24 protein-coding genes and 1 pseudogene are annotated in these 20,002 nt (G+C 63.3%); 9 read left to right on the forward strand and 16 right to left on the reverse strand.

The genetic code is table 11. The features are described 5' to 3' along the window. Positions 1-63 precede the first annotated feature (63 nt). Positions 64-768, reverse strand: a complete 705-nt coding sequence (locus JOZ76_RS09355) for an alpha/beta fold hydrolase (protein WP_291698343.1) — start codon at positions 766-768, stop codon at positions 64-66. A 112-nt stretch (positions 769-880) separates the two neighbouring features. Between JOZ76_RS09355 and JOZ76_RS09360 the strand changes: the two genes are divergently transcribed. From JOZ76_RS09360 to JOZ76_RS09380, 5 genes are all read left to right on the forward strand, one after another. Further along, complete coding sequence (locus JOZ76_RS09360) at positions 881-1,801, forward strand: LysR family transcriptional regulator (protein WP_291698344.1); 921 nt, start codon at positions 881-883, stop codon at positions 1,799-1,801. 410 nt (positions 1,802-2,211) lie between these two features. Then, the gene (htpX, locus tag JOZ76_RS09365; protein WP_291698345.1) at positions 2,212-3,156 is read left to right on the forward strand and encodes a zinc metalloprotease HtpX; all 945 of its coding nucleotides are present in this window, start codon (positions 2,212-2,214) and stop codon (positions 3,154-3,156) included. 195 nt (positions 3,157-3,351) lie between these two features. Beyond that, positions 3,352-3,615 (forward strand): hypothetical protein, encoded by a 264-nt coding sequence (locus tag JOZ76_RS09370; protein WP_291698346.1) that lies wholly within the window; start codon positions 3,352-3,354, stop codon positions 3,613-3,615. Between the two features lie 38 nt (positions 3,616-3,653). Beyond that, complete coding sequence (locus JOZ76_RS09375; protein WP_291698347.1) at positions 3,654-4,835, forward strand: radical SAM protein; 1,182 nt, start codon at positions 3,654-3,656, stop codon at positions 4,833-4,835. A gap of 163 nt (positions 4,836-4,998) precedes the next feature. Further along, positions 4,999-5,190, forward strand: coding sequence for a CsbD family protein (locus JOZ76_RS09380; RefSeq protein ID WP_291698348.1), 192 nt, complete (start codon positions 4,999-5,001; stop codon positions 5,188-5,190). 125 nt (positions 5,191-5,315) lie between these two features. Here the strand turns inward: JOZ76_RS09380 and JOZ76_RS09385 are convergent, their stop codons facing one another. Further along, positions 5,316-5,504 carry a hypothetical protein gene (locus tag JOZ76_RS09385; RefSeq protein ID WP_291698349.1) on the reverse strand — a complete coding sequence of 63 codons (189 nt, stop codon included), beginning with the start codon at positions 5,502-5,504 and terminating at the stop codon, positions 5,316-5,318. A gap of 364 nt (positions 5,505-5,868) precedes the next feature. Here JOZ76_RS09385 and JOZ76_RS09390 point away from each other — a divergent pair, with 364 nt between their 5' ends. Continuing rightward, positions 5,869-6,090, forward strand: coding sequence for a hypothetical protein (locus JOZ76_RS09390; protein ID WP_291698350.1), 222 nt, complete (start codon positions 5,869-5,871; stop codon positions 6,088-6,090). A 12-nt stretch (positions 6,091-6,102) separates the two neighbouring features. On the opposite strand, the gene JOZ76_RS09395 is transcribed toward JOZ76_RS09390, so the two are convergent. The 3 genes from JOZ76_RS09395 to JOZ76_RS09405 form a co-directional block, all read right to left on the reverse strand. After that, positions 6,103-6,525 carry a response regulator transcription factor gene (locus tag JOZ76_RS09395; protein WP_291698363.1) on the reverse strand — a complete coding sequence of 141 codons (423 nt, stop codon included), beginning with the start codon at positions 6,523-6,525 and terminating at the stop codon, positions 6,103-6,105. A 186-nt stretch (positions 6,526-6,711) separates the two neighbouring features. Further along, the gene (locus JOZ76_RS09400) at positions 6,712-7,590 is read right to left on the reverse strand and encodes a response regulator (RefSeq protein WP_291698351.1); all 879 of its coding nucleotides are present in this window, start codon (positions 7,588-7,590) and stop codon (positions 6,712-6,714) included. A gap of 71 nt (positions 7,591-7,661) precedes the next feature. After that, on the reverse strand, positions 7,662-7,844 hold the full coding sequence (locus JOZ76_RS09405; RefSeq protein ID WP_291698352.1) for a hypothetical protein: 183 nt from the start codon (positions 7,842-7,844) through the stop codon (positions 7,662-7,664). A gap of 83 nt (positions 7,845-7,927) precedes the next feature. On the opposite strand from JOZ76_RS09405, the gene JOZ76_RS09410 reads away from it, so the two are divergent. Continuing rightward, positions 7,928-8,167, forward strand: a complete 240-nt coding sequence (locus JOZ76_RS09410; RefSeq protein ID WP_291698353.1) for a DUF6894 family protein — start codon at positions 7,928-7,930, stop codon at positions 8,165-8,167. 27 nt (positions 8,168-8,194) lie between these two features. Here JOZ76_RS09410 and JOZ76_RS09415 read toward each other — a convergent pair whose 3' ends face one another. From JOZ76_RS09415 to JOZ76_RS09430, 4 genes and pseudogenes are all read right to left on the reverse strand, one after another. Further along, complete coding sequence (locus JOZ76_RS09415) at positions 8,195-9,427, reverse strand: MFS transporter (protein WP_291698354.1); 1,233 nt, start codon at positions 9,425-9,427, stop codon at positions 8,195-8,197. 117 nt (positions 9,428-9,544) lie between these two features. Further along, positions 9,545-10,309: an SDR family NAD(P)-dependent oxidoreductase gene (locus JOZ76_RS09420; protein WP_291698355.1), complete on the reverse strand. Its 765-nt coding sequence runs from the start codon at positions 10,307-10,309 to the stop codon at positions 9,545-9,547. Positions 10,310-10,334: 25 nt separating this feature from the next. Beyond that, entirely contained in the window at positions 10,335-11,459 is a 1,125-nt protein-coding gene (locus tag JOZ76_RS09425; RefSeq protein WP_291698356.1) for an ABC transporter ATP-binding protein, read from the reverse strand. Between the two features lie 4 nt (positions 11,460-11,463). After that, positions 11,464-11,742, reverse strand: a pseudogene (locus tag JOZ76_RS09430) (carbohydrate ABC transporter permease); the annotation flags it as partial. 223 nt (positions 11,743-11,965) lie between these two features. Here JOZ76_RS09430 and JOZ76_RS38180 point away from each other — a divergent pair. Next, positions 11,966-12,208, forward strand: a complete 243-nt coding sequence (locus tag JOZ76_RS38180; protein ID WP_366938553.1) for an ROK family protein — start codon at positions 11,966-11,968, stop codon at positions 12,206-12,208. Then, a complete protein-coding gene (locus JOZ76_RS09435; RefSeq protein WP_291698357.1) occupies positions 12,181-12,402 on the forward strand; it encodes a hypothetical protein in 222 nt (73 codons plus the stop codon). The genes JOZ76_RS38180 and JOZ76_RS09435 overlap by 28 nt, the downstream gene beginning before the upstream one ends. Before the next feature lie 269 nt (positions 12,403-12,671). On the opposite strand, the gene JOZ76_RS09440 is transcribed toward JOZ76_RS09435, so the two are convergent. The 7 genes from JOZ76_RS09440 to JOZ76_RS09470 form a co-directional block, all read right to left on the reverse strand. Continuing rightward, positions 12,672-13,241 (reverse strand): hypothetical protein, encoded by a 570-nt coding sequence (locus JOZ76_RS09440; protein ID WP_291698364.1) that lies wholly within the window; start codon positions 13,239-13,241, stop codon positions 12,672-12,674. A 344-nt stretch (positions 13,242-13,585) separates the two neighbouring features. Beyond that, entirely contained in the window at positions 13,586-14,164 is a 579-nt protein-coding gene (locus JOZ76_RS09445; protein WP_291698365.1) for a hypothetical protein, read from the reverse strand. Positions 14,165-14,306: 142 nt separating this feature from the next. Then, positions 14,307-15,149: a shikimate dehydrogenase gene (locus JOZ76_RS09450; protein WP_291698358.1), complete on the reverse strand. Its 843-nt coding sequence runs from the start codon at positions 15,147-15,149 to the stop codon at positions 14,307-14,309. A 223-nt stretch (positions 15,150-15,372) separates the two neighbouring features. Continuing rightward, a complete protein-coding gene (locus JOZ76_RS09455; protein ID WP_291698359.1) occupies positions 15,373-17,421 on the reverse strand; it encodes an elongation factor G in 2,049 nt (682 codons plus the stop codon). Positions 17,422-17,655: 234 nt separating this feature from the next. Continuing rightward, positions 17,656-18,132: a DUF992 domain-containing protein gene (locus JOZ76_RS09460; RefSeq protein ID WP_291698360.1), complete on the reverse strand. Its 477-nt coding sequence runs from the start codon at positions 18,130-18,132 to the stop codon at positions 17,656-17,658. A 160-nt stretch (positions 18,133-18,292) separates the two neighbouring features. Beyond that, entirely contained in the window at positions 18,293-18,832 is a 540-nt protein-coding gene (locus tag JOZ76_RS09465; protein ID WP_291698361.1) for a DUF992 domain-containing protein, read from the reverse strand. A gap of 308 nt (positions 18,833-19,140) precedes the next feature. Beyond that, positions 19,141-20,002 (reverse strand): pyridoxal phosphate-dependent aminotransferase (locus JOZ76_RS09470; RefSeq protein WP_291698362.1); only part of this gene is annotated, 862 nt, incomplete at its 5' end.

The raw sequence follows: 20,002 nt of genomic DNA on the forward strand, positions 1-20,002 counted from the left end.
CCTCCGGAAGACAAGGAGAAGCCGCTTTGCAAACGGCATCTCCTTCGCGTGGGAAACGTGAACTTATTCCGTCCGACTTCTTTGAACAGCAGCAGCAGCCTTGCGGATGACATCGATGACGACGTCAGGCTGGGACAGCATGATGACATGGCTGCTGTTGGTCTCGACGATGGTCGCGTTCATGCGTTTCGCCAGAAAACGCTGAAGATCGGGATGCACCGTCTGGTCCTTCTGTGCGAGGATGAACCAGCTCGGCTTCGACCTCCAGGCGACCTGATCGAGATTTTGCTGCTCAAGCAGGTCGGCGGCGGGCGGGTAGTGGGTCGCCCAGACCAGCTTCTGCTCCTGCTCGGAAAGGTCTCCCGCGAAGTACCTGACGCCTTCCGGCTTCAGCCAGACGCGTCCGCCTGCGACCTCGATCTGGGAGAAGATTTCGGTGGGGTATTTGTTAAGTTCGCTCTGTACGGTCTCATGGACGTCCGGAGCGACGGCGGCGATATAAACCAAACCGGCGACGCGCTCGTCGGTCCCCGCGCCGGTGATGGTGGCGCCGCCGTAGGAGTGACCGACAAGGACGGCGGGGCTGCTGACCCGCCCCAGCGTGCGCTTCACGGTGGCCACGTCGTCCGCGTAGCTATTGAGCCCGTATTGGACGGCGATCACTTCGTGCCCATCGGCCTGCAGGGTGGGGATCACCTTGCTGAAGCAGGAGCCATCGGCCCAGAGGCCGTGGCAGAACACGATGGTGGGCTTGGGTGCCGTAGACATTTTCTTATCTCCTTTTCTTTGATCTGCGTGCGCAAAGGTAAATCCCTCTTCTGTCGGAGACAAAGACCTTGTACGTTCGGCCTATGCCTTTGAGGTATAGCGAGCATCATCTATGGAACTACGCCATTTGCGCTATTTTATTGCGGTGGCAGAGGAAGGCGGTTTGTTGACCGCTGCGCAACGGCGGTTGAACACCTCGCAGCCATCATTGAGCCGGCAGATTCGCGATCTGGAAGCCGAAGTCGGCGTGAAGCTGCTGGAGCGGCAGGCACGCGGCGTCGCCCTTACGGCAGCCGGGAGAGTTTTTCTCGATCACGCGCGATTGGCGCTTTTGCAGGTCGAGGCCGCGACCGAGGGTGCTCGGCGAGCCGAACAGCCGGAGAAGCTTGCGTTCTCAATGGGGTTTCTGGCTGGACAGGAGGTTGTATGGCTACCCCACGCGTTGCGCATAATCCGTGAGGAAGCGCCAGGCATTGAAATCATACTCAACAGTCAGTCCTCTCCTGAACTTGCTGTTGCGCTGATGCGGGGGAAATTGGACGTGGCCTTCCTTCGCCGCGAAACACAGAGCGTTGGTCTGGCCTTCAAATTCTTGGCCAAGGAACCTCTGATCGCGGTGCTCCCGGCGGACCACCGTCTGACATCGCGCAAAAAAATTCGGCCGCAGGATCTTGCTCGCGAAATTTACGTCAGCTCGGCGAGAATTGCTCCGGTATTGCACTCCGTGATTCAGGATTACGCGTCAAAGGTCGGGATCACGCTCAAGGCAGAATACGAAGGCGATACCCTGCACTCGGCAATGTCACTCGTCGTATCCACCGGCGGGATTACTCTTATCCCGCTTTATGCGCAGAATATGCTGACACCAAACGTTGTTGCCCGAGCGCTCGAGGGTGTACCTCCGACTATCGATCTCACTTTGGGGTACAACGAAACAAATTCCTCTCCCTTGCTCCGCCGACTTTTATCTCGTGCAGATGAACTTGTCGCAAACGTTCAAAATCAGAGCATCATCCGATATGCTGAAGCTTGAATAACTAGGCCATTCGGCTGACTACAAAAGTCGGCTTCGGGTCAAATGCGCCTTCCATTCCGCGTCGGCTGCTGGGTCGGACCGGACGTTCACCGTCAGCGATCGGCAAGTCGGGCCGTTGGACTCGGGTTTGTCCTCATCGGACTCCTTTGGAAGGCACACGTTCACGAGCCTCGCCAGGATGCCATCCTTATCAAGGATGATCCGAAATCCCTCTGCCTCCATGCTCTTCACGCGGAAAGCATACCAGGGACCTTCACCGTTGCGGAACCGGGGAGAGGCTTGCGCTACATCAAAGCACCCGTCTCGGCTGCCAATAGGTCGCTCATGATGCACGATGCCGCACTTGAGCGCTGCGGAACCGATCCCACCTCGATGACAGTTGCTGCGGACGGACCAGGGAGCGCAACATGAACTACTTTCGAACTGCGATCCTGCTGGCGGCCCTGACCGCCCTGTTCATGGCGATCGGGTACCTGATCGGCGGCGGCACGGGCGCCATGATCGCGCTTGTCGTCGCCGCGGCGACCAACCTGTTCGCCTACTGGAACTCGGATCGCATGGTCCTGTCGACCTATGGCGCGCACGAGGTCGATCGGCACGCCGCGCCCGAGCTCGTCGCCATGGTGGCCGAACTCGCCCATCGCGCCGGACTGCCGATGCCCCGCGTCTTCGTGATGGACAATCCGCAGCCGAACGCATTCGCGACCGGCCGCAACCCGCAAAACGCTGCCGTGGCGGTGACCACCGGACTGCTGCAGTCTCTGAGCCGCGAGGAGCTCGCCGGCGTGATCGCTCACGAGCTCGCGCATGTCAAACATCACGACACGCTGCTGATGACGATCACCGCGACCATCGCCGGCGCGATCTCCATGCTGGCGCAGTTCGGCTTCTTCTTTGGTGGCCATCGCAACACCAACAACAGCGGACCTGGCGCGATCGCCTCGATCCTCATCATGATCCTGGGGCCGCTCGCGGCCATGCTGGTGCAGATGGCGATCAGCCGCACGCGTGAATATGCCGCCGACAATCTCGGCGCGCGCATCGCCGGACAGCCGATGTGGCTCGCCTCTGCCCTGGTCAGAATCGAGGGTGCGGCGCATCGGATCCCGAACATCGAGGCCGAGAACAATCCAGCGACGGCGCACATATTCATCGTCAATCCGTTGTCGGGCCGCGGCATGGACAACCTGTTTACGACGCATCCGTCGACCGAGAACCGCATTGCGGCCCTGCAGCAGCTCGCGCGCGAACTCGGCAGATCCGACAGCATGTCTCAGGTGGACATCGAGCCCGACTATCCCCCACACAGTCCATGGAATCGCCCGCCGGCTTCGCGCGGGCCATGGGGCTGAGAGGCCGACATTTGGGGGTGCCCGGCGAAAGGACAGAAGCCCGCGCGCGCCCACCCCGCTTCTGTCAGCAACGCTGCTTTTGTCAACACGGCTGTCCCAGCACCCGCGGGCCGCGCAACAAGAACACGCCACAATTTCGAAGTTGTATGGGACCCGTAGGTTTTTTGGTTGTCTTCGGGCTGAAGGAGTTCGGTCATGTTGACGCTGAAGATTTTGGCGGGCCTCATCCAATTGCATGGCCCAGGCGCCACGGTTCAGAGTGATCATCAAGGCATCGATGCGCTGCTGAACAATTTGCGCGAACAGAACTCCGAGGCTGCTTCCGACACGGCAGCGCCCACCCAGGCCGCCTTCAGACGAGGCGGCTTTGCAAAGGGGCCGCATGCAGGCGCCTTTCGCAGAGGGGCGTATGCCCCGGGCGTCGGCGCATTCCGCAGAGGGTTTGCGCGAGGTTACTAGATCAGTCTTAGGTTTGGTGAACTCACCCCGGAATCGGCATGTCGGCTGACCTCGCAGCGCCCGCCGCCTTCCAGGATCAGCCGATCTCGCAGTTGCTGGTCAAGGTCGCGACCAGATGCAACATCGACTGCTCCTATTGTTACTGGTTCCGCGACGCGGCGGTCTACGACAAACCGAAGCTGATGAGCGCCGGCGTGCTGCAGCAGTTGCTGCGGCGCATTGAGGAGCATGTCAGCCGATACGACCTCGTCGCCTTTCCCATCGTCCTGCATGGCGGCGAGCCGCTGTTGTGGGGCGTCGAGAATTTTCACCGCTTCGCCGAAGCCTGCGAAGCGATTTCATCGCGAACCGGCTGCACAATTCCGATTGCGGTTACCACCAATGGCGTGCTGATCGATGCTGCCTGGCTGAACTGCTTCGAAACCCACGACATCGCGGTCGCGATCAGCCTGGACGGGCCGGCGCATATTCATGACATTCACCGCCGGACATTTCAGGGCACGGGCACGCATGCCGCGGTGGAACGGGCCGCCCGCCTGCTTGTCGGGCGCGACATCGCCGTGACCGCGCTGGCGGTCTGCAACCCCGCTTATCCGCCCGCGCATTATGTCGACTTTTTCGCGGGCTGCGGAATTACCAGCTACGACATCATGATCCCTGATGCGACGGTGGATGAGAAACCGCCGTCCATCGCAGCATTCTACAACGGACTGTTCGAACTATGGATGGCGGCCAACCGCAGCCGGCCCACGGTCAGCATCCGCACCATCTCGGACATGGTCGCCGCGCTGCTCGGCAACAATTCGCCGACCGAGGGCGTCGGCCATCAGCCCGTCGAACTGTGCACGGTCATGACCGACGGTACCATCGAGGCGCACGACGTGCTGCGGATCGCGGGCGACGGTTTCACAAAGACGACCTTCAACATATTCGATCACCTGATCGATGATGTGAGGAACGAGCCGCGCTGGAAGGCGGCGCGCGATGCGTCCATCAATCTGTGCGAAAAATGCCGGCAATGCAGATTCATGAACGCCTGCGGCGGCGGCTACCTGCCGCACCGCTTTTCCAGGGCGAACGGTTATGACAATCCGTCAGTCTATTGCGACGACCTCTATGCGATGTTCGAGACCATGCAGGCGGTGCTGGAGAGCCAGCTCTACGTCCGCAGGCCGGACGGGGAGCGGCTCAGCCTGCGGGACGCCCTGGCGTCACACTGAAACCCGGTATCCTTCGGCAAACACTGGCATCGACCTGGCAATAACTGACGTGACCCGTGAAAGCCCAGCAGCTTCGCCGCCCGCTTGTGCCGGCAGTTTTGTTGGGAACGGCCGAACCGGCCCGCCGTTATCCTGCAACGTCTAACAAGATAGGATAACCGTCATGGATCGCGAACACGTGAAAGGCGCCGCTGACAAAGCAAAGGGTGCCGTCAAGGAAGGCGCCGGTAAGCTCACGGGCGACAAGAGCATGGAAGCTGAAGGCAAAATGGACAAGGCCAAGGGCGCAGCACACAAGGCCGCAGGCGATGTCAAGGATGGCCTGCGCGATGCGGCGGATGGCCTGAAGAAGTAAGCAGGTTGGACGACAAGAACGATCCGCTCGAGCGCCACAGCCGCGCTAGCCGCCGACTGCTTCGATGACAAAACCGGCAGCGCGGGGTGCCGTTCGAAATCGAGAGGCCGCTCGCAAGGCGGCCTCTATTTTTTGGCCGAGGCGTCCCGGGCCAAACGCTCAGCTCTCAATCGTTCCAGGTTCTTGCGGAGCGCTTCCTGCGCCAGCTGATGCTCTCGCAGTGCCTGCTCGGCATCCAGCCGACGTTCTGCATCCCTGGCCTTGCGCTCTTCCGGCGTCAGTCTGTCGCGCTCGCTGGGGAACTCCTTTGACATTCAAGTAAAACGCCAAACAGGCACCATGGTTTCGTGAGACCCAAAAACCGGAGTGGCATTCCCTGCACAACTCGCCTAGAAGGCGTTCGACACCTTGGAGCGGTTGCATAGCTCTCAATGTGACGAGCACCTTGGTCTCGTTGCCATGGCGGTCCAGTTTGCAATCAGTTCCTGTTGGCGCGCCTGGCGGACCCGGAGACGAGGGCTTGGTTTGCCGAAAAGGCCTCAGCCTCCCGGGAACCGCGACAATCTCCGTCCCGCAACGCGTGCAAAGTCACGCAGCCTGGAACCCAGTGGATGTTCGGTTCCGAATTTCGTTGTACAATCCCCTGGCCGGTTGTTCTTGCATCCCTGGGGACATGGAGTGCCAATCGATCGCCTGCTCAAAGGCAGCAACTTCTCGGCTGCTGAAATCGAAATTCTCAATCGAGCCTTCGACCGCGCCCTGAAGACGCTTGGACTGGTGGATCGCAACGACCCGATTACCGAAATCGTAGCAGCAAAGATCATCGCTGCCGGTGAGCGCGGGCTGCGCGATCCCAAAGAGATTTCCGACGTCGCGCTGAAGGAGCTGGAGGGCCACTGAGGCGAGGATGGATCAGTCCCCGCCACCATCCCTGTGCGCAAGCGCGGCATTGATGCATGCGATCAGGTTCGGGGTCGCACACGGTTTCGCAAGGAAAGACATCGCGCCGGCCTTCAGCGCGTGGGCGCGAACGCTTTCATCTGGGAATGCCGTGATGAAAATGAAAGGCGTCGTACGGCCCTGCATGCGCATTTGCGCCAACAGGTCGAGGCCGTTCATCGGTGACATCTGCACGTCCGAGATCACGCACGACGTGTCATTCAAACACGCTGACCCCAGAAACTCCTCGGCCGACGCGAACGTATGCACGACGTAGCCCAGCGACTGCAAAAGATTGTTCATCGAAGCGCGGACCGACGCATCGTCATCGACGACCGAAATGACCGAAGGCCTGAACAAAACTGCCCTCCTGTCCTGGAGGGGTATGCCGAACATGGTTGCCCTCGAGGAAAGGGGAGCCCACCACACACTAAAGTGAAATCATACTTAGGTTTGCAGCGCTTTTTTGCGCGGGCTGCCGACACCCGTAATACTCCGGAAATTGGGTTCAGCGCGATCTACATCCTTAAATAGACCTGAATTTTCCGCCTCAACCTGATCCAACCCGTTTGCGCTGCGGCTCTAAGGTGGTTGCGCTTGTTCAGGCCTCTCGTTCGACAGGACAGCATCAATCATGCGCTTGAGATTGCCCGGCGTGCAAGGTTTGTCCAGGGTTGGCGTTCCATCAAATTCGACGGGTATGCCATTCGGGCCATATCCGCTCAGGAAGAAGAGGAGCCGGCCCCGCCTCCGAACGACCTGCGCCACCGGCTCCGCGTTGGCCCCGTGCAAGTGGATGTCGAGGATCGCCAGATCGTACTCCAGAGTTTCCGCAAGGGACTGAGCCTCATCTATTCTTCCCGCCTCCCCAACGACCTTGTGCCCGAGGTCCTCGACCATTTCGACCAGCATCATTCGAATGAGTGCCTCGTCTTCGACGATGAGTATTGATGCCTGCTTCATCAGCTTGCTTCCCAATTCATCGAAGCGCTCCGCGGGGTACCGTTCGTAGCGCCCGTCACGGGTCGGGTAGCGGTGAGCCCTCTCTGCTAACAACAGCCATCGTTGGTTGCTGAGTTTGACAGGCAGCGGCAGCACGAGATTAAAATAGGTCGACCAAAAAGTCGTGCGCGAGTACGGAACGTGGTGAACAGACCCGTGTCGATCATGAACGTGGCCACGCGGTCCGGCACTGCGGACGAGCGGAATAGGTCGCGATGGACGCAATCGCCGGCGTGCAAGGCCTGAACGTGGGTGCGAGATTTTGCCGTAATGAAAACGACCAAGCGCACGCCTTGCAAGGAGTATCGACGCCGCCACGAACGCAGGCTGCGCCTCGCCTGCGTGAAGCAGTTGTTTGTCCTGATGCGCGAGCAGGAGGAGTCCTGAACCCGAAAGGTCAGCAATTATGACCGTATTGAACCGGCCCTCCAGACCCTGGCGGGTTCGGCGCTGGAACATTACGATTTAACCTGAGTTAAAATTCGGCCGGGGGGTGATCTGGGTCCATGCCTAACCGGAGTACGTTTCCGCTACCTGAAATTCTTCATCGCGCCGCCACGGGGCAGCTTGAGAGGGAAGCGGTCATGCGCCTGCATGCCGCCTCGGCGGTGATGGAACGAGTGGCCATTTCGCTCGAAATGCTTTGGCGCTCTCGACTGCTCCTCGATGCCGGCGGTCAGCATGAGCATCAAGATGGCGGGGGCGACCGCCACACTGCACGTCCTGAAGCAGCCTAGCTCACACAAGGCCGGCAATCCGTCTTGGAACGCGACCTCATGGGCATCGTTTAGATCGCATGCCCCGCTACTACTTCGACATCGACGGCGATAAGCCATACCGCGATAACATGGGGGAAGACCTCGCGAGCGACGAGATAGCTTGGCGCCAAGCCATGCGCATCGTGCGCGAAATCGAGGATGTACTGACACCCGGCGGCGAATGGTGCCTCCACGTTCGTGCCGAGGAGACGCTCCTTTTCCGCATCAAAGTACTGGCTGAGCGCGTTGCGCAACGGGATGATGAGGTTCAGAGCTAGCCAGGCAGGCGCCGCGGTCGCGGCCGCTCAGGCGAGCTCGGCGCCGCGTCGCTCGGGAATCAGGAACCACATCGCCACAATGTCGAGCCCGTAGAGCACGGCCAGCAATGCGATCGCGGTTTCGAACGAAGCGGCCGAGGCGATCGCGCCGATCACCACCGGACCAAAGCCACCGACGCCACGGCCGATGTTGAACAGCACGTTCTGCGCGGTGGCGCGCGCCGCGGTCGGAAACAACTCGCTGATCAAGGCGCCGTAGCCGCCGAGCATGCCGTTGACGAAGAAGCCCATCACCGCGCCGGCGACCAGGAGCTCAATCGGATCGGTCAGGCGGGAATAGACCAGCACCATGATCGCGGCACCGGACATGTAGCCCAAAAAGGCCGGCCGCCGGCCGACGCGATCGGCGATATGGCCGAACAGAACGATGCCGAGCGCCATGCCGGCGATGGTCACGCAGGTCCACAGCGACGACTGCGTCAGGGCGAAGCCGAAGCGGGCCGACAAATAGTTCGGCAGCCAGATCATGACGCCGTAATAGCCAAAATTCTGCACCGAGCAGAGGATCACCATGCCGAGGCTGAGTTTTGCGGTTTCGCCGTCCTTCACGAGAAGATGCAGCGCGGACTCTCTTGGATGGTCCTTGGATCTGGCGACGAAGACGTCCGGCTCATGCAGCGAGGCGCGGATGACATAGGCTGCGATGGCCGGGAAGACGCCGAGCGCGAACATGCCGCGCCATCCGATCAGCGGCAGCAGCAGCGGCGTCACCAGCGCGGCCGCCAGCACGCCGGCCTGCCAGCCGAGGCCGACATAGGACGACGCGCGGGCGCGTTTTGACGCCGGCCAGGCCTCGGCGACCAGCGCCATGCCGATGCCGAATTCGCCGCCGAGACCGATCCCGGCGATGCCCCGAAAGATCAGGAGGTCGAGGTAGCCCTGCGCAAAGGCACAGAGGCCGGTGAAGACGGCGAACAGGACGATGCTCCAGGTGAGTACGCGGACCCGGCCCAGGCGATCCGACAGCATGCCAAAACCGATGCCGCCGAGCACGGCCCCGATCAGCGTCGCCGTCACCAGCGAGGCGGATTGCGCCGGCGACAGTTTTAGATCGCCCGCAATCGTCCGCAGCATGAAGCCGAGGATCAGGAGATCGAAGCCGTCCATGGCATATCCGACCGCCGAGCCCAGCAGCGCCTTGCGCGCGCTGCTGTCGACGCTTGCCGGCACGCTCTCGATCGTTTCCGCAGTGATGCTCATCTCGTTCCCTTCTAGCTCTCGGCCGGCTCGACCTCCTGCAGGATGGCGGCGAGCACGCGATGGGCGTGCATCATCCGTGCCAGATTTCACCTCCGATGGAGGATCGATAGCATCGTCTCACCGCAGGCCCGCATCGACGATCAGCGACTGCTTTGTGATCATGCGGCTGTCGTCGGCGGCGAGAAACAGCGCAGCGCGCGCGATCTCCTCGCCAAGCAGGACGTTCCGCAGCGCCTGCCGTTCGACCACTGCGGCGATCGAGGCCTGCGATGTGTACCAGAGCTGGCGCTGCCGCTCGATCATGACCGCGCCCGGCTCGATCGCATTGACGCGGATGTTGTCGGGGCCGAGCTTGCGCGCCAGCGCCCGCGTCAGGCCGAGAATGGCCGCCTTCGCCGCCGCATAGGCCGGAAACTCGGCGCCGCCAAAGCGCCAGGCGATCGAAGCCAGATTGATGATCGCGCCATGGCCGAGCTCGCGCATCTGCGGATGCACGGCCTGCGCCGCAAAGAAATGGTGGCGCAGATTGACGTTCTGCGCACGGTCCCAATAATCGACGTCGACCTCGGAAAATTCATGCCGCGCGTCATTGGCCGCGTTGTTGACGAGCACGGCCACGGGGCCGAGCCGCACCTTCGTCTCGGCAATCGATGCCCTGAGCGCCGCAATGTCTGTCACGTCGACCTTGAGGAACAGCGCCTGCTGCCCGCGGGCAGCAAGATCGGCTTCGAGCTCGCGTCCGGCATCCGCATTGAGGTCGACGAAACCGACGAGAGCCTGATTGGCGGCAAAGGCGCGCACGATGTCGGCGCCGATGCCGGTCGCGCCGCCGCTGACGAACACGACGCGCCCGGCAAGGCTCGGATAAGTGGCGAAGTTCATGATGAGGCGTCCGAGATTTAAGTCTTTATGAGGCGTCCGGAATGAGTTCTTGCGAGACCGGATCGAACAGGCACGCAGGCGCCATGTCGATACCGAGGTCGAGCTGCTCGCCGGCCTCTGGCGCGCCGTCCGGATCGAAGCGGCCGACCACCTCGCGACCGCCGATCCGCAAGTTTGCGACCGTCTCGGCGCCGGTCGGCTCGACCAGCTCCACGGGTGCGGTGAGGCGGGCGAGCGCCGGCTTCTTAGCCTTTAGCTCGGCGTCATAGCGATAGAGATGTTCGGGACGGATGCCAAGCACGACCTTGCCGTCGGCAGGCGCGGTAGCCGGCGGCCGCGCCAGCGGCAGCGCGGCCACGCTGCCATCGGCCAGCGGGATTTCGACGCAAAGCGCGCCGCCGTCGCGGGCAGCGAGGCGCCCGTCAAGAAAGTTCATTGAGGGCGAGCCCATGAAACCGGCGACGAACGTGTTGGCGGGGCGCGCATAGACGCGCTTCGGGATATCGAACTGCTGCACGCTGCCCTGATGCATCACCGCGATGCGCGAGGCAAGCGTCATCGCCTCGACCTGGTCGTGCGTGACGTAGATCGTGGTCTTGCCGACACGCTGGTGCAGCTTCTTGATCTCGGCGCGCATGTCGACGCGCAGCTTGGCATCCAGGTTCGACAGCGGCTCATCGAACAAGAACAGCTTTGAATTGCGCACCAGCGCCCGCCCCATCGCGACGCGCTGGCGCTGGCCGCCGGAAAGCTGACCCGGCTTGCGGCTCAAGAGCGGCTCGATCTGCAACAGCTGCGCGACGCGGGCGATCTGCTCGTCCTGGTCCTTGCGCGGCACGCCGCCGCTTTCCATGCCAAAGGTGATGTTCTGCCGCGCGGTCATGGTCGGATAGAGCGCGTAGGACTGGAACACCATGGCGATGTCGCGGTCCTTCGGCGCGACCGCATTGACCAGCCGCTCGTCGATGAAAATCTGTCCCGAGGTGACCGTCTCCAGCCCCGCGATCATCGCAAGCAGGGTCGACTTGCCGCAGCCGGAGGGACCGACCAGCGCAACGAACTCGCCGTCGCGCGCCTCGATGTCGATGCCCTTCAGGACCTCGACCGGTCCGAACCGCTTGTGCACGCCCTTGATCGTCAGCGTCGCCATGCCTCTACTTGATCGCCCCCAGAGTGAGGCCGCGGACAAAATACTTGCCGCCGAAGAAATAGATCAAAAGCGGCGGCAGGGCCGCGATCAGCACCGCGCTGCTCGCGACGTCGAACTGCGCCGCCTGCTGGCCGGCGGTCGCCAGCGCGACCAGCACGGCCGTGATCGGCTGCTCGCGTCCGGACGTGAACACCATGCCGATGATGTAGTCGTTCCAGATTCCCGTGAACTGCCAGATCACGGTGACGATCAGGATCGGCGGCGACAGCGGCAGGATGATGCGACCTGAGCCTCGGCCTGGGCCGAGGCGTGATCGACCACCTGTGTCGCCGGTACCCGCGCAGGCGTGCGGCGCAATTTCTACAACTCGCTCCTGATGACGCCGCTCCCGCTTACCGGCGATCACGCCCGGGGTGAAGACACGGCAGTCCGTCTTTTGACGCCTGTAATTTTCTCTACGATGAAGAAATACCCCGGTCAACGACACCATGATACTTTGCCGTGCCATGCAGGGAGATCATCGCCCTCTTGAAGGATCATCCGGCACGCACGACCGAGGCGCGGATCGTGCGCGGCATGAGCGAGCGTGGTGCCACCACGGCGCCGCCGGAGCCGGCGGCGAGTTCGGCCACGCCTCGATCGACCCCAATGGCGGCCTGTGCTGGTGGGGCAACCGCGGCTGCCTGGAATTGTCAGCAGGTTTCGTTCGGTGCTGGAGCAGATGTCGGATCGCTTCGACAGATATGTGAGCATCGAGGACGTGATGGAACGCGCCTTTGGCGGCGATATCGAATGGGCGGAGGCGATCGCCGGAGTTGCCGAAGCGGCCGGCGGCCGACTGAGCATCATCGGCTCGATCCTCAATCCCGGCATCGTCATCGTGGCGGGCGCCGGTGCTGCGGCCGGACCATTGTTGTTCGAGCGGCTCACCCGATTCCTATGAACGCCACACGCTGCTCAAGCGGGCGCAACTCGCCGAGGCGCAGCGCCTGCGGATCGTCCCGGCCCGCTTCACTACCGACGGCTCGCTGATGGGCGCGGTTGCGCTCGTGCTGCGTGGGCTCGGCGCACTGCACGGCGGGGGGTGAGGGCGAGGTGTTGAAAATACGCCGAATTACTCAACTGTCATTCCGGGGCTGGTGCGTCAGCACCAGACCCGGAATCTCGAGATTCCGGGTTCGCGCTTCGCGCGCCCCGGAATGACGCAGCGCGTCACATCGGCGGGGTGATGCCGTCGCGGCCGACATTGACGCGATTGGCCTCCAGCGTGCCGTCTTCCTTCTTCTGCGCGCCAAAAATGATGATCTTTGCGCCGGGCTTGACCTCGGCCTTGTCGCTCGCCACGAACGTGACGATCGGCGTATCCGGCGGCACCACGACTTTCTTCTCGCCGTCCTTGTACTTGACCAGGATGTTCTGCCCCTCGGTGCCCTTGACCGTCTCGGCCACGGTCGCATTGGTCATGGTCGAGTTGGCGCGCAGATCCCAGGGTCGAAAGCCCTCGGCGGCGCCGCGCTGGTTCTCGGGGAAGATGTGAACGGCGATTGCCTTCTGGGTGCCGTCGGGCTCAGGCATCGCGGTGACACCGATATAGGAGCCCTCCTTGATCTCCGACAACGAGGTCTTCACCACGGCAAAGACCGCGACATTGTCGGTCATCCTGACTTTCATGTCGGTGCCGTCGCGGCTCTTGATCGCAAGGACGGGGCCGTCGACGGCTTCGATGGTGCCGCGGATGCGCGTCATCGGCGCCTGCTGCGCCCATGCGGCCGTTCCCAGCATCGTGATCGCGGCGAGGCCCGCGGCCAGCGCGCGCAGCGATGAAACATGTTTTTGCATGACGTTCTCTCCCGGAAAAAATGGCGCGCCCCGCGCCCACACGCGAGGCCAAACCCCGTGGGTGCGGGGCTATTCCTTTGAACTCTACGGATGATTGGATGGAAACGTTACAGGCGAGACCCGGGCGCCGCCCAACCCTCCGTGTCGTCCCGGCGAACGCCGGGACCCATACCGCGGAATCTCTCGATCGTGCACGCGGCCAGTCGCACGTACACAACATCCGCCTGTGGTTATGGGTCCCCGCTTTCGCGGGGACGACAGCGGAGGGAGCGGCACGCGCGGCATCGTCACATTGGCGGGGTGAGACCGTCGCGGCCGACGCTGATGCGGCTGGTGTCGAACGAACCATCCGCGCGCTGCTTGACGAAAGCGATGATTTTTGCGCCTGCCTTCAGGTCAGACCTGTCGGCCGGCACATAGGTGACGACCGGCGTCTCCGGCGTGACCAAAACCTTCTTCTCGCCATCCTTGTACTTGACCAGCAGCGTATGGCCGTCATTGCCGACGACGCTTTCGCTCACCGTGGCGTTGGTCATCGTCGAGTTGGGCCGGAGGTCATACGGCCGCGAGCCCTCGCCGGTTCCACGCATCGCTTCCGGGAAGACATGCACCTCAACGGCGGTCGGCATGCCGTCAGGGCCCGGCACGGTGGTGGTGCCGATGAAGGAGCCGACCTTGATATCGGCCAGCGCGATCTTGGTGATGCCGACCAGCAGGATGTCGCCGGTCATGTGCAGCTTGACGTCCTCGCCGCTCCGCGACTTCACCGCGAGCAGGTCGCCATCGACGCTTTCGATGGTGCCGCGGACGCGCGAGGGGGTCGGCGCCTGCTGGCACACCGCTGACAGCGTGGAGAACGCGACCATCGCGAGCGCGATGAGGGGACGGGCGAGCAGCAGGGATCGAGGGGGCATGAGAATTCTCCAACGGATACAAACCACCAAGACCCCGTCTCGATGGCGTTATTCCGGCGCAAACTTTTCGTGAAGGGCGGTGTACGGGGAGGCGTTAGGTGCGCGCGAGATCGGCTTCCACCGATGCGCGCAATTCCGCGGTCACTTCCGGACGTCGTCCGAACCACAGCTCGAATCCGCGCACGGCCTGATACAGCAGCATGCCCAATCCATCCGCCGTTCTCAGTCCGCGCGCCTCGGCCGCTGCCAGCAGCGGCGTCTTGAGCGGCACATAGACGAGATCGCTGACCACGGCCTCGCCCGGCAGCCGGCCGACATCGATGTCGAGTTCGCCTTGACCGCTCATGCCGAGCGAGGTGGTGTTGACCAGCAGCCCCGCACGCGGCAGGCGGTCCGCGATCATGTCCCACGCGACCGGCTCGATCCGGCTGCCGAATTGCGCCGCGAGCGCCTGCGCGCGCTCGCCGCTGCGATTGGCGAGATGGATGCGTTCGATGCCGCGCTCGACGAGCCCGAACACGACCGCGCGCGCCGAGCCGCCGGCGCCGAGCACGAGCGCCTCCTCGGCCCGGTCCCAACCCGGCGTACTGGCGTCCAGATTGTCGACAAAACCCTCGACGTCAGTATTGGTCGCGCGCAGTTTTCCATCCTCGTACCACAGCGTGTTGGCGGCGCCGACGGCGGTCGCACGCGTGTCCGGCGCCGCCAGTGCCAGCGCGCGCTCCTTGTGCGGGATCGTGATATTGGCCCCGACAAAACCGTGGTGCGACAGATGCAGCACGAACTCGGCGAACTCTTCCGGCGGGACCGCCTCGATGGTATAGCCGCCGGCGATGCCGAGCTTGCGCAGCCAGTGATGATGGATCAGCGGCGAGCGCGAATGGGCGGCCGGCCAGCCGATCAGGCAGGCGGCGGGTGGTCTGGGTGCAACGGTCATGTGGGTCACATCCGACAGAGCCGGCGCGCTGTCAATGCTACCGATCAAGCGCAATGACGTATGCAAATGTCTCGGCATCGTCATGGCCGGGCAAAAGTGCGAAGCGCGTCTTCGCGCAGATGTCCCGGCCATCCACGGCTTCCTTCGCTGGATCAAAGATGTGGATGCCCGGCACAAGGCCGGGCAGGACGAGTTTCGTATGCGGAGCAGCCGCGGTTAAGAGCTATGCCGCGTCGCGATGCGCGGCGATGATCTGGTCGGCGGTGCGTCCCGTCACCTCGGCCATGTGATCGAACTGCCGGGTAAAGCTGCCGGAGCCGGCGGTGGCCGAGCGAAGTTCGACGATCAGTTCGCCGATCTCAGCCTCCGGCATCAGGGCGCGGACGCAATCCCAGCCCGGCCAGCCCTCGCGGGTGTCGAAGCCGAGAATCTGGCCGCGCCGCGATGACAGGATCGCGTTGATTTTTGCGGTCGCTTCGGTCGGACAGACGATTTCCACGGTGTGGATCGGCTCCAGCAGCACCGGCTGGCACTGCGGCAGGCCTTCGCTGAGGCCGATGCGCGCCGCCGTGCGGAAGGCGAGATCGGACGAATCCACGCTGTGATAGGAGCCGTCGGTCAGCGTCACCGAAACGTCGACCACCGGGAAGCCCAGCGGACCGCGCGCGAGGCCGTCATTGACGCCCTCTTCCACGGCGGGAATATAGTTGCGCGGCACCGCGCCGCCGACCACCTTCTCTGTGAACTGAAAACCTTCGCCGCGCGGCAGCGGCTTGATGTCCAGCACCACGTCGCCGAACTGACCGTGGCCGCCGGACTGCTTCTTGTGCCGGCCGCGCTGGGTGATGGCCTTTCGGATGGTCTCCTGATAGCCGATCGCCGGCGGATGCGACTTGACGCTGACGCCGTAGCGGTCTTTCAGCCGCTCCAATGCGACGCGCAGATGCATCTCGCCCTGCCCCCACAGTACGGTATCGTGGGTGCGCGGGTTCTGCACCATGGTGAGCGAGGGATCCTCCTCGTTCAGGCGGAGCAGCGCCTGGCCGAGCTTGACATCGTCCTTGCGATCGGTGGCCGCGATCGACATCGCCAGCACCGGCCGCGCCGGCTCGATCCTGATCAGCGCCGCGGGCGCGATCTTGCCGCCCGCGATGGAGTCGCCGGTCTTGACCGTGTCCAGCTTGCCGAGCGCCACGGTATCGCCGGCTTCCGCCGACGGGCGCTTGGAATCGTGCGCGCCGCTCACCGACAGGATGCCGGAGACCTTCGCTGCCTCGCCCGATGAGGCATGCACGAACGCGGCATCATCCAAATGTCCCGACAACAGCCGCGTCAGCGACAGCTTGCCGCCGTGCTGCAGATGCACCGTCTTGAACACATAGCCCAGCGGTTCCTTCATGGCAGGCGCGGCGAGGCGTTTGGCGGTCTCGGCGACGCCGGGGGCTTCGTGGCGCAGCGCCTTCATCAGACGCAGCACGCCGTTCTCGCGCAAGGCGGAACCGAGCAGCACCGGACAGATCAGGCCCTCGCGGAGTTCGCGGGCGAGATCATCGAACACGGCATCGCGCGGCGGCTGGATGTCCTCCAAAAGCTGCTCCATCAGCGCGTCGTCATGGTCGGCGAGCTTTTCCAGCATCGAGAAGCGGGCTTCCTTCTCGCGGTCGAGATTGCCGCCTTCGAGCGCGATCACCTCGGAGGCCTTGTGCTCGCGATAGACGAAGGCGCGCTCCAGAGCGAGATCGACGAAACCTTCGATCAACTCGCCGTTCCAGATCGGAATCTGGCGCAGCACCAGGGGGATCGGCGAGGCCGGCTGCAGGGTCGCCAGGGTCTCGCGAATGCGCTTATTGGCGCGGTCGATCTTGTTCAAGAACAGGAAGCGGGGAATCTTCAGCTCTTCCAGCTCGCGCAGAATGATCTGGAGCTGCGGCAGCTTCTTTTCGTCGGCCTCGCAGACCACGACCGCGGCATCGACGGCGGGAAGCGCCGCGCGCATGTCGTGCGCGAACTCGACCGAACCGGGACAATCGAGAAAGGTGTAACTTTCGCCCATGAAGGTCGTGGTGGCCGCGGTGAGCGCCACGCTCATCTTGTGATGGCGCGCCTCGGGGCTGGCATCGCCCACCGACGTACCGGCATCGACGCTGCCGGCGCGCGGAATGGCGCCGGTGCGGGCCAATATCGCTTCGAGAAGGGTGGTTTTACCGCTTTGGAAAGGGCCCACCAGCGCAATGCACCGTGGACCGCGGGGACTTCTGACGTCTTGTCCCATTTCGCCGTTCTCCTTCGTCTGGAGCTCGGCCCTTGATTGGGTCGGCAAATGTCCATGCTCTGCCGGTCGCCCAGCTTTGGCAAGCGGGAAAAACGTCGCTGCGGTGCGGAGGAGTACGGATGGGTCAGTACTGCCCCGTCATTGCGAGCGAAGCGAAGCAATCCAGAGTCCTATGCTTGGCTCTGGATTGCTTCGGCGCTTTGCGCCTCGCAATGACGGTGAGAAGGGTAGTCCTTAACGTCCCGGGCGCAGTTCCAGGCTTTCGAGACCGGCCGCGACGTTGACCCCGACCTGGCCCTGCACACTCAGGGGTTGCAGCGCGATCGAATTGGCGGAGCCGCCGATCAGCACGTTGCCGCCGACACCGACGCCGAGCGAAGCGCTGCCCTGGGCGCCGGCGTAGTTGCCCGAGAGGTCGCCGGGCCCGATATGGGCAACGGGGGCATAGACCACCCAGGCAAGCGCCGATTGCTCGGTGATGCCGAGATCCACGCCGACCTTGCGGATGGTCGCCACATAGCGGTCCTCCGGCATGCCATCGGCGCGCAGCACGCAGCCGAGATTGGTCACCGAGCCGACGATGAAGCCGATCGAGGCGCCGCCCCGGCATTCGAGAACACCGACCCGCACGCGGTCCTGGGCTTGGGCGGTCGCGAACGATGCGGTCAGCATGGCGGCGGCAACCCAGGCAGTGGCAAAAGAGCGGCGCATGAAGAAACTCCGATTGAAATGGGACGCGCGCCGGACGTGAGGCCGGCGCGCCGCACTCTATGGCACAACGGCCGCCACCGTTCCAGATTTGGCGTTCATCCCGGCCACGGAAAACCGTTCGCTTATGCAATCTCAGGGCGAGCGCCGGCCGCCCATGAACTCAGCGTATCATCAGCATCGTGTGCAGCATGTGCGATGGCGAGCGATGCCAGCGCCCGCTGCGCCGGCCGTACCAGAGCGGCTCCAGCTCCAGGCCGGCGACGCCGGCCGCGACGTTGAACCCGGTCTGGCCCTGCACGCTGATGGGCTGCAGCGCGTAGGCGTTGCCGAGGCCGCCGACCAGAAGATTGCCGCCGCCGCCGAACCCCATCGACGCGTTGGCGCCGACGCCGCCATAGGTCCCGGCCAGTTCGCCGCGCGCAAAGCGATAGGAGGGTGTGTTGACCGCCCAGGTCAGCTTGGTGCTCCGGGTGACGCCGAGGTCGAGGCCGAAACGGCGCACGGTCGCGATATAGGCTTCAGGCGGCCGTGCGCCGCTCTTGAACACGCAATCGAGGCTGGCGACCGAGCCCAGCACCAAGCCGACATTGCGGCCCCCCTGACATTCCAACGTGCCGGCCCGAACCGGCGGCATCGCCTCGGCGCCTGCCATCGCCGCAAGCAGCGCGACGATGGCAACCGAAAGCATCGACAGTCGCATTGATTTGATCCCCACTTGAAGTTTCTGATCCCCATTTCGAACGAATTCGCCGATGGCCCCCTGTTGGCGCAAATTCGCAAAAACACAAAAAAAGAAGCGCCTTGTCCAAAACAAGGCGCTTCCAAATCGAAACTTAGACCGTGGAGTTTTACCAATCGACGAAGGCTCTCACCTTTCTGCTTGGTCATGGCCGGGCCTGAGGAGGCCCGGGACGCAGCCGTAAGCGCGCGCCCACAAGGGGCGCCCCCTACCATAGGCGTAGGGGCGACCCTCGTGGTCGCCCCCCGCGCCGCCACTTATGCTCCGGCCTATCTCAAATCGCCGCAGAAGCGCTGGATGCGTTTGCAGGCGTCTTCGAGATCGGAGGTTTTGGTCGCGTAGGAAATCCGGAATGCCGGACCGAGCCCGAAGGCCGACCCATGCACCACCGCAACGCCTTCGCGCTCCAAGAGCTCGGTGACGAAATCCTCGTCGTTGACGAGCGTCTTGCCCGACGGCGTGGTCTTGCCGATGGTGCCCGCGCAGGACGGATAGACGTAGAACGCGCCTTCCGGCCGCGGGCAATGGATGCCACTCGCCTGGTTCAGCATCGAAACCACGAGATCGCGCCGCTCCTTGAACACCTTGTTGTTCGCCGGAATGAAATCCTGCGGACCGCTCAGCGCCTCGACCGCCGCCCATTGCGAGATCGACGACGGGTTCGAGGTCGACTGCGACTGGATGGTCGACATCGCCTTGATCAGTTCGGCCGGCCCCCCGGCATAGCCGATGCGCCACCCTGTCATGCAATAGGCTTTTGACACACCGTTCACCGTCAGCGTGCGCTCATACAGCTTTGGCTCGACCTGCGCCGGTGTGGCGAACACGAAGTCGTCGTAGACGAGATGCTCGTACATGTCGTCAGTCATCACCCAGACCTGGGGATGCCTGACCAGCACGTCGGTGATCGCCTTCAGCTCGGCGCGCGAATAGGCGGCTCCGGTCGGGTTCGACGGCGAGTTCAAAATGATCCATTTGGTCTTCGGCGTGATCGCCTTTTCCAGATCCGCCGGCTGCAGCTTGAAGCCATGCTCGGCCGTGCACACGATTGCGACCGGCTCGCCGCCCGCGAGCGCCACCATCTCCGGATAGCTGACCCAATAGGGAGCTGGAATGATGACCTCGTCGCCC

This window comes from Bradyrhizobium sp. (assembly GCF_019244115.1).
Lineage (GTDB): Bacteria > Pseudomonadota > Alphaproteobacteria > Rhizobiales > Xanthobacteraceae > Bradyrhizobium.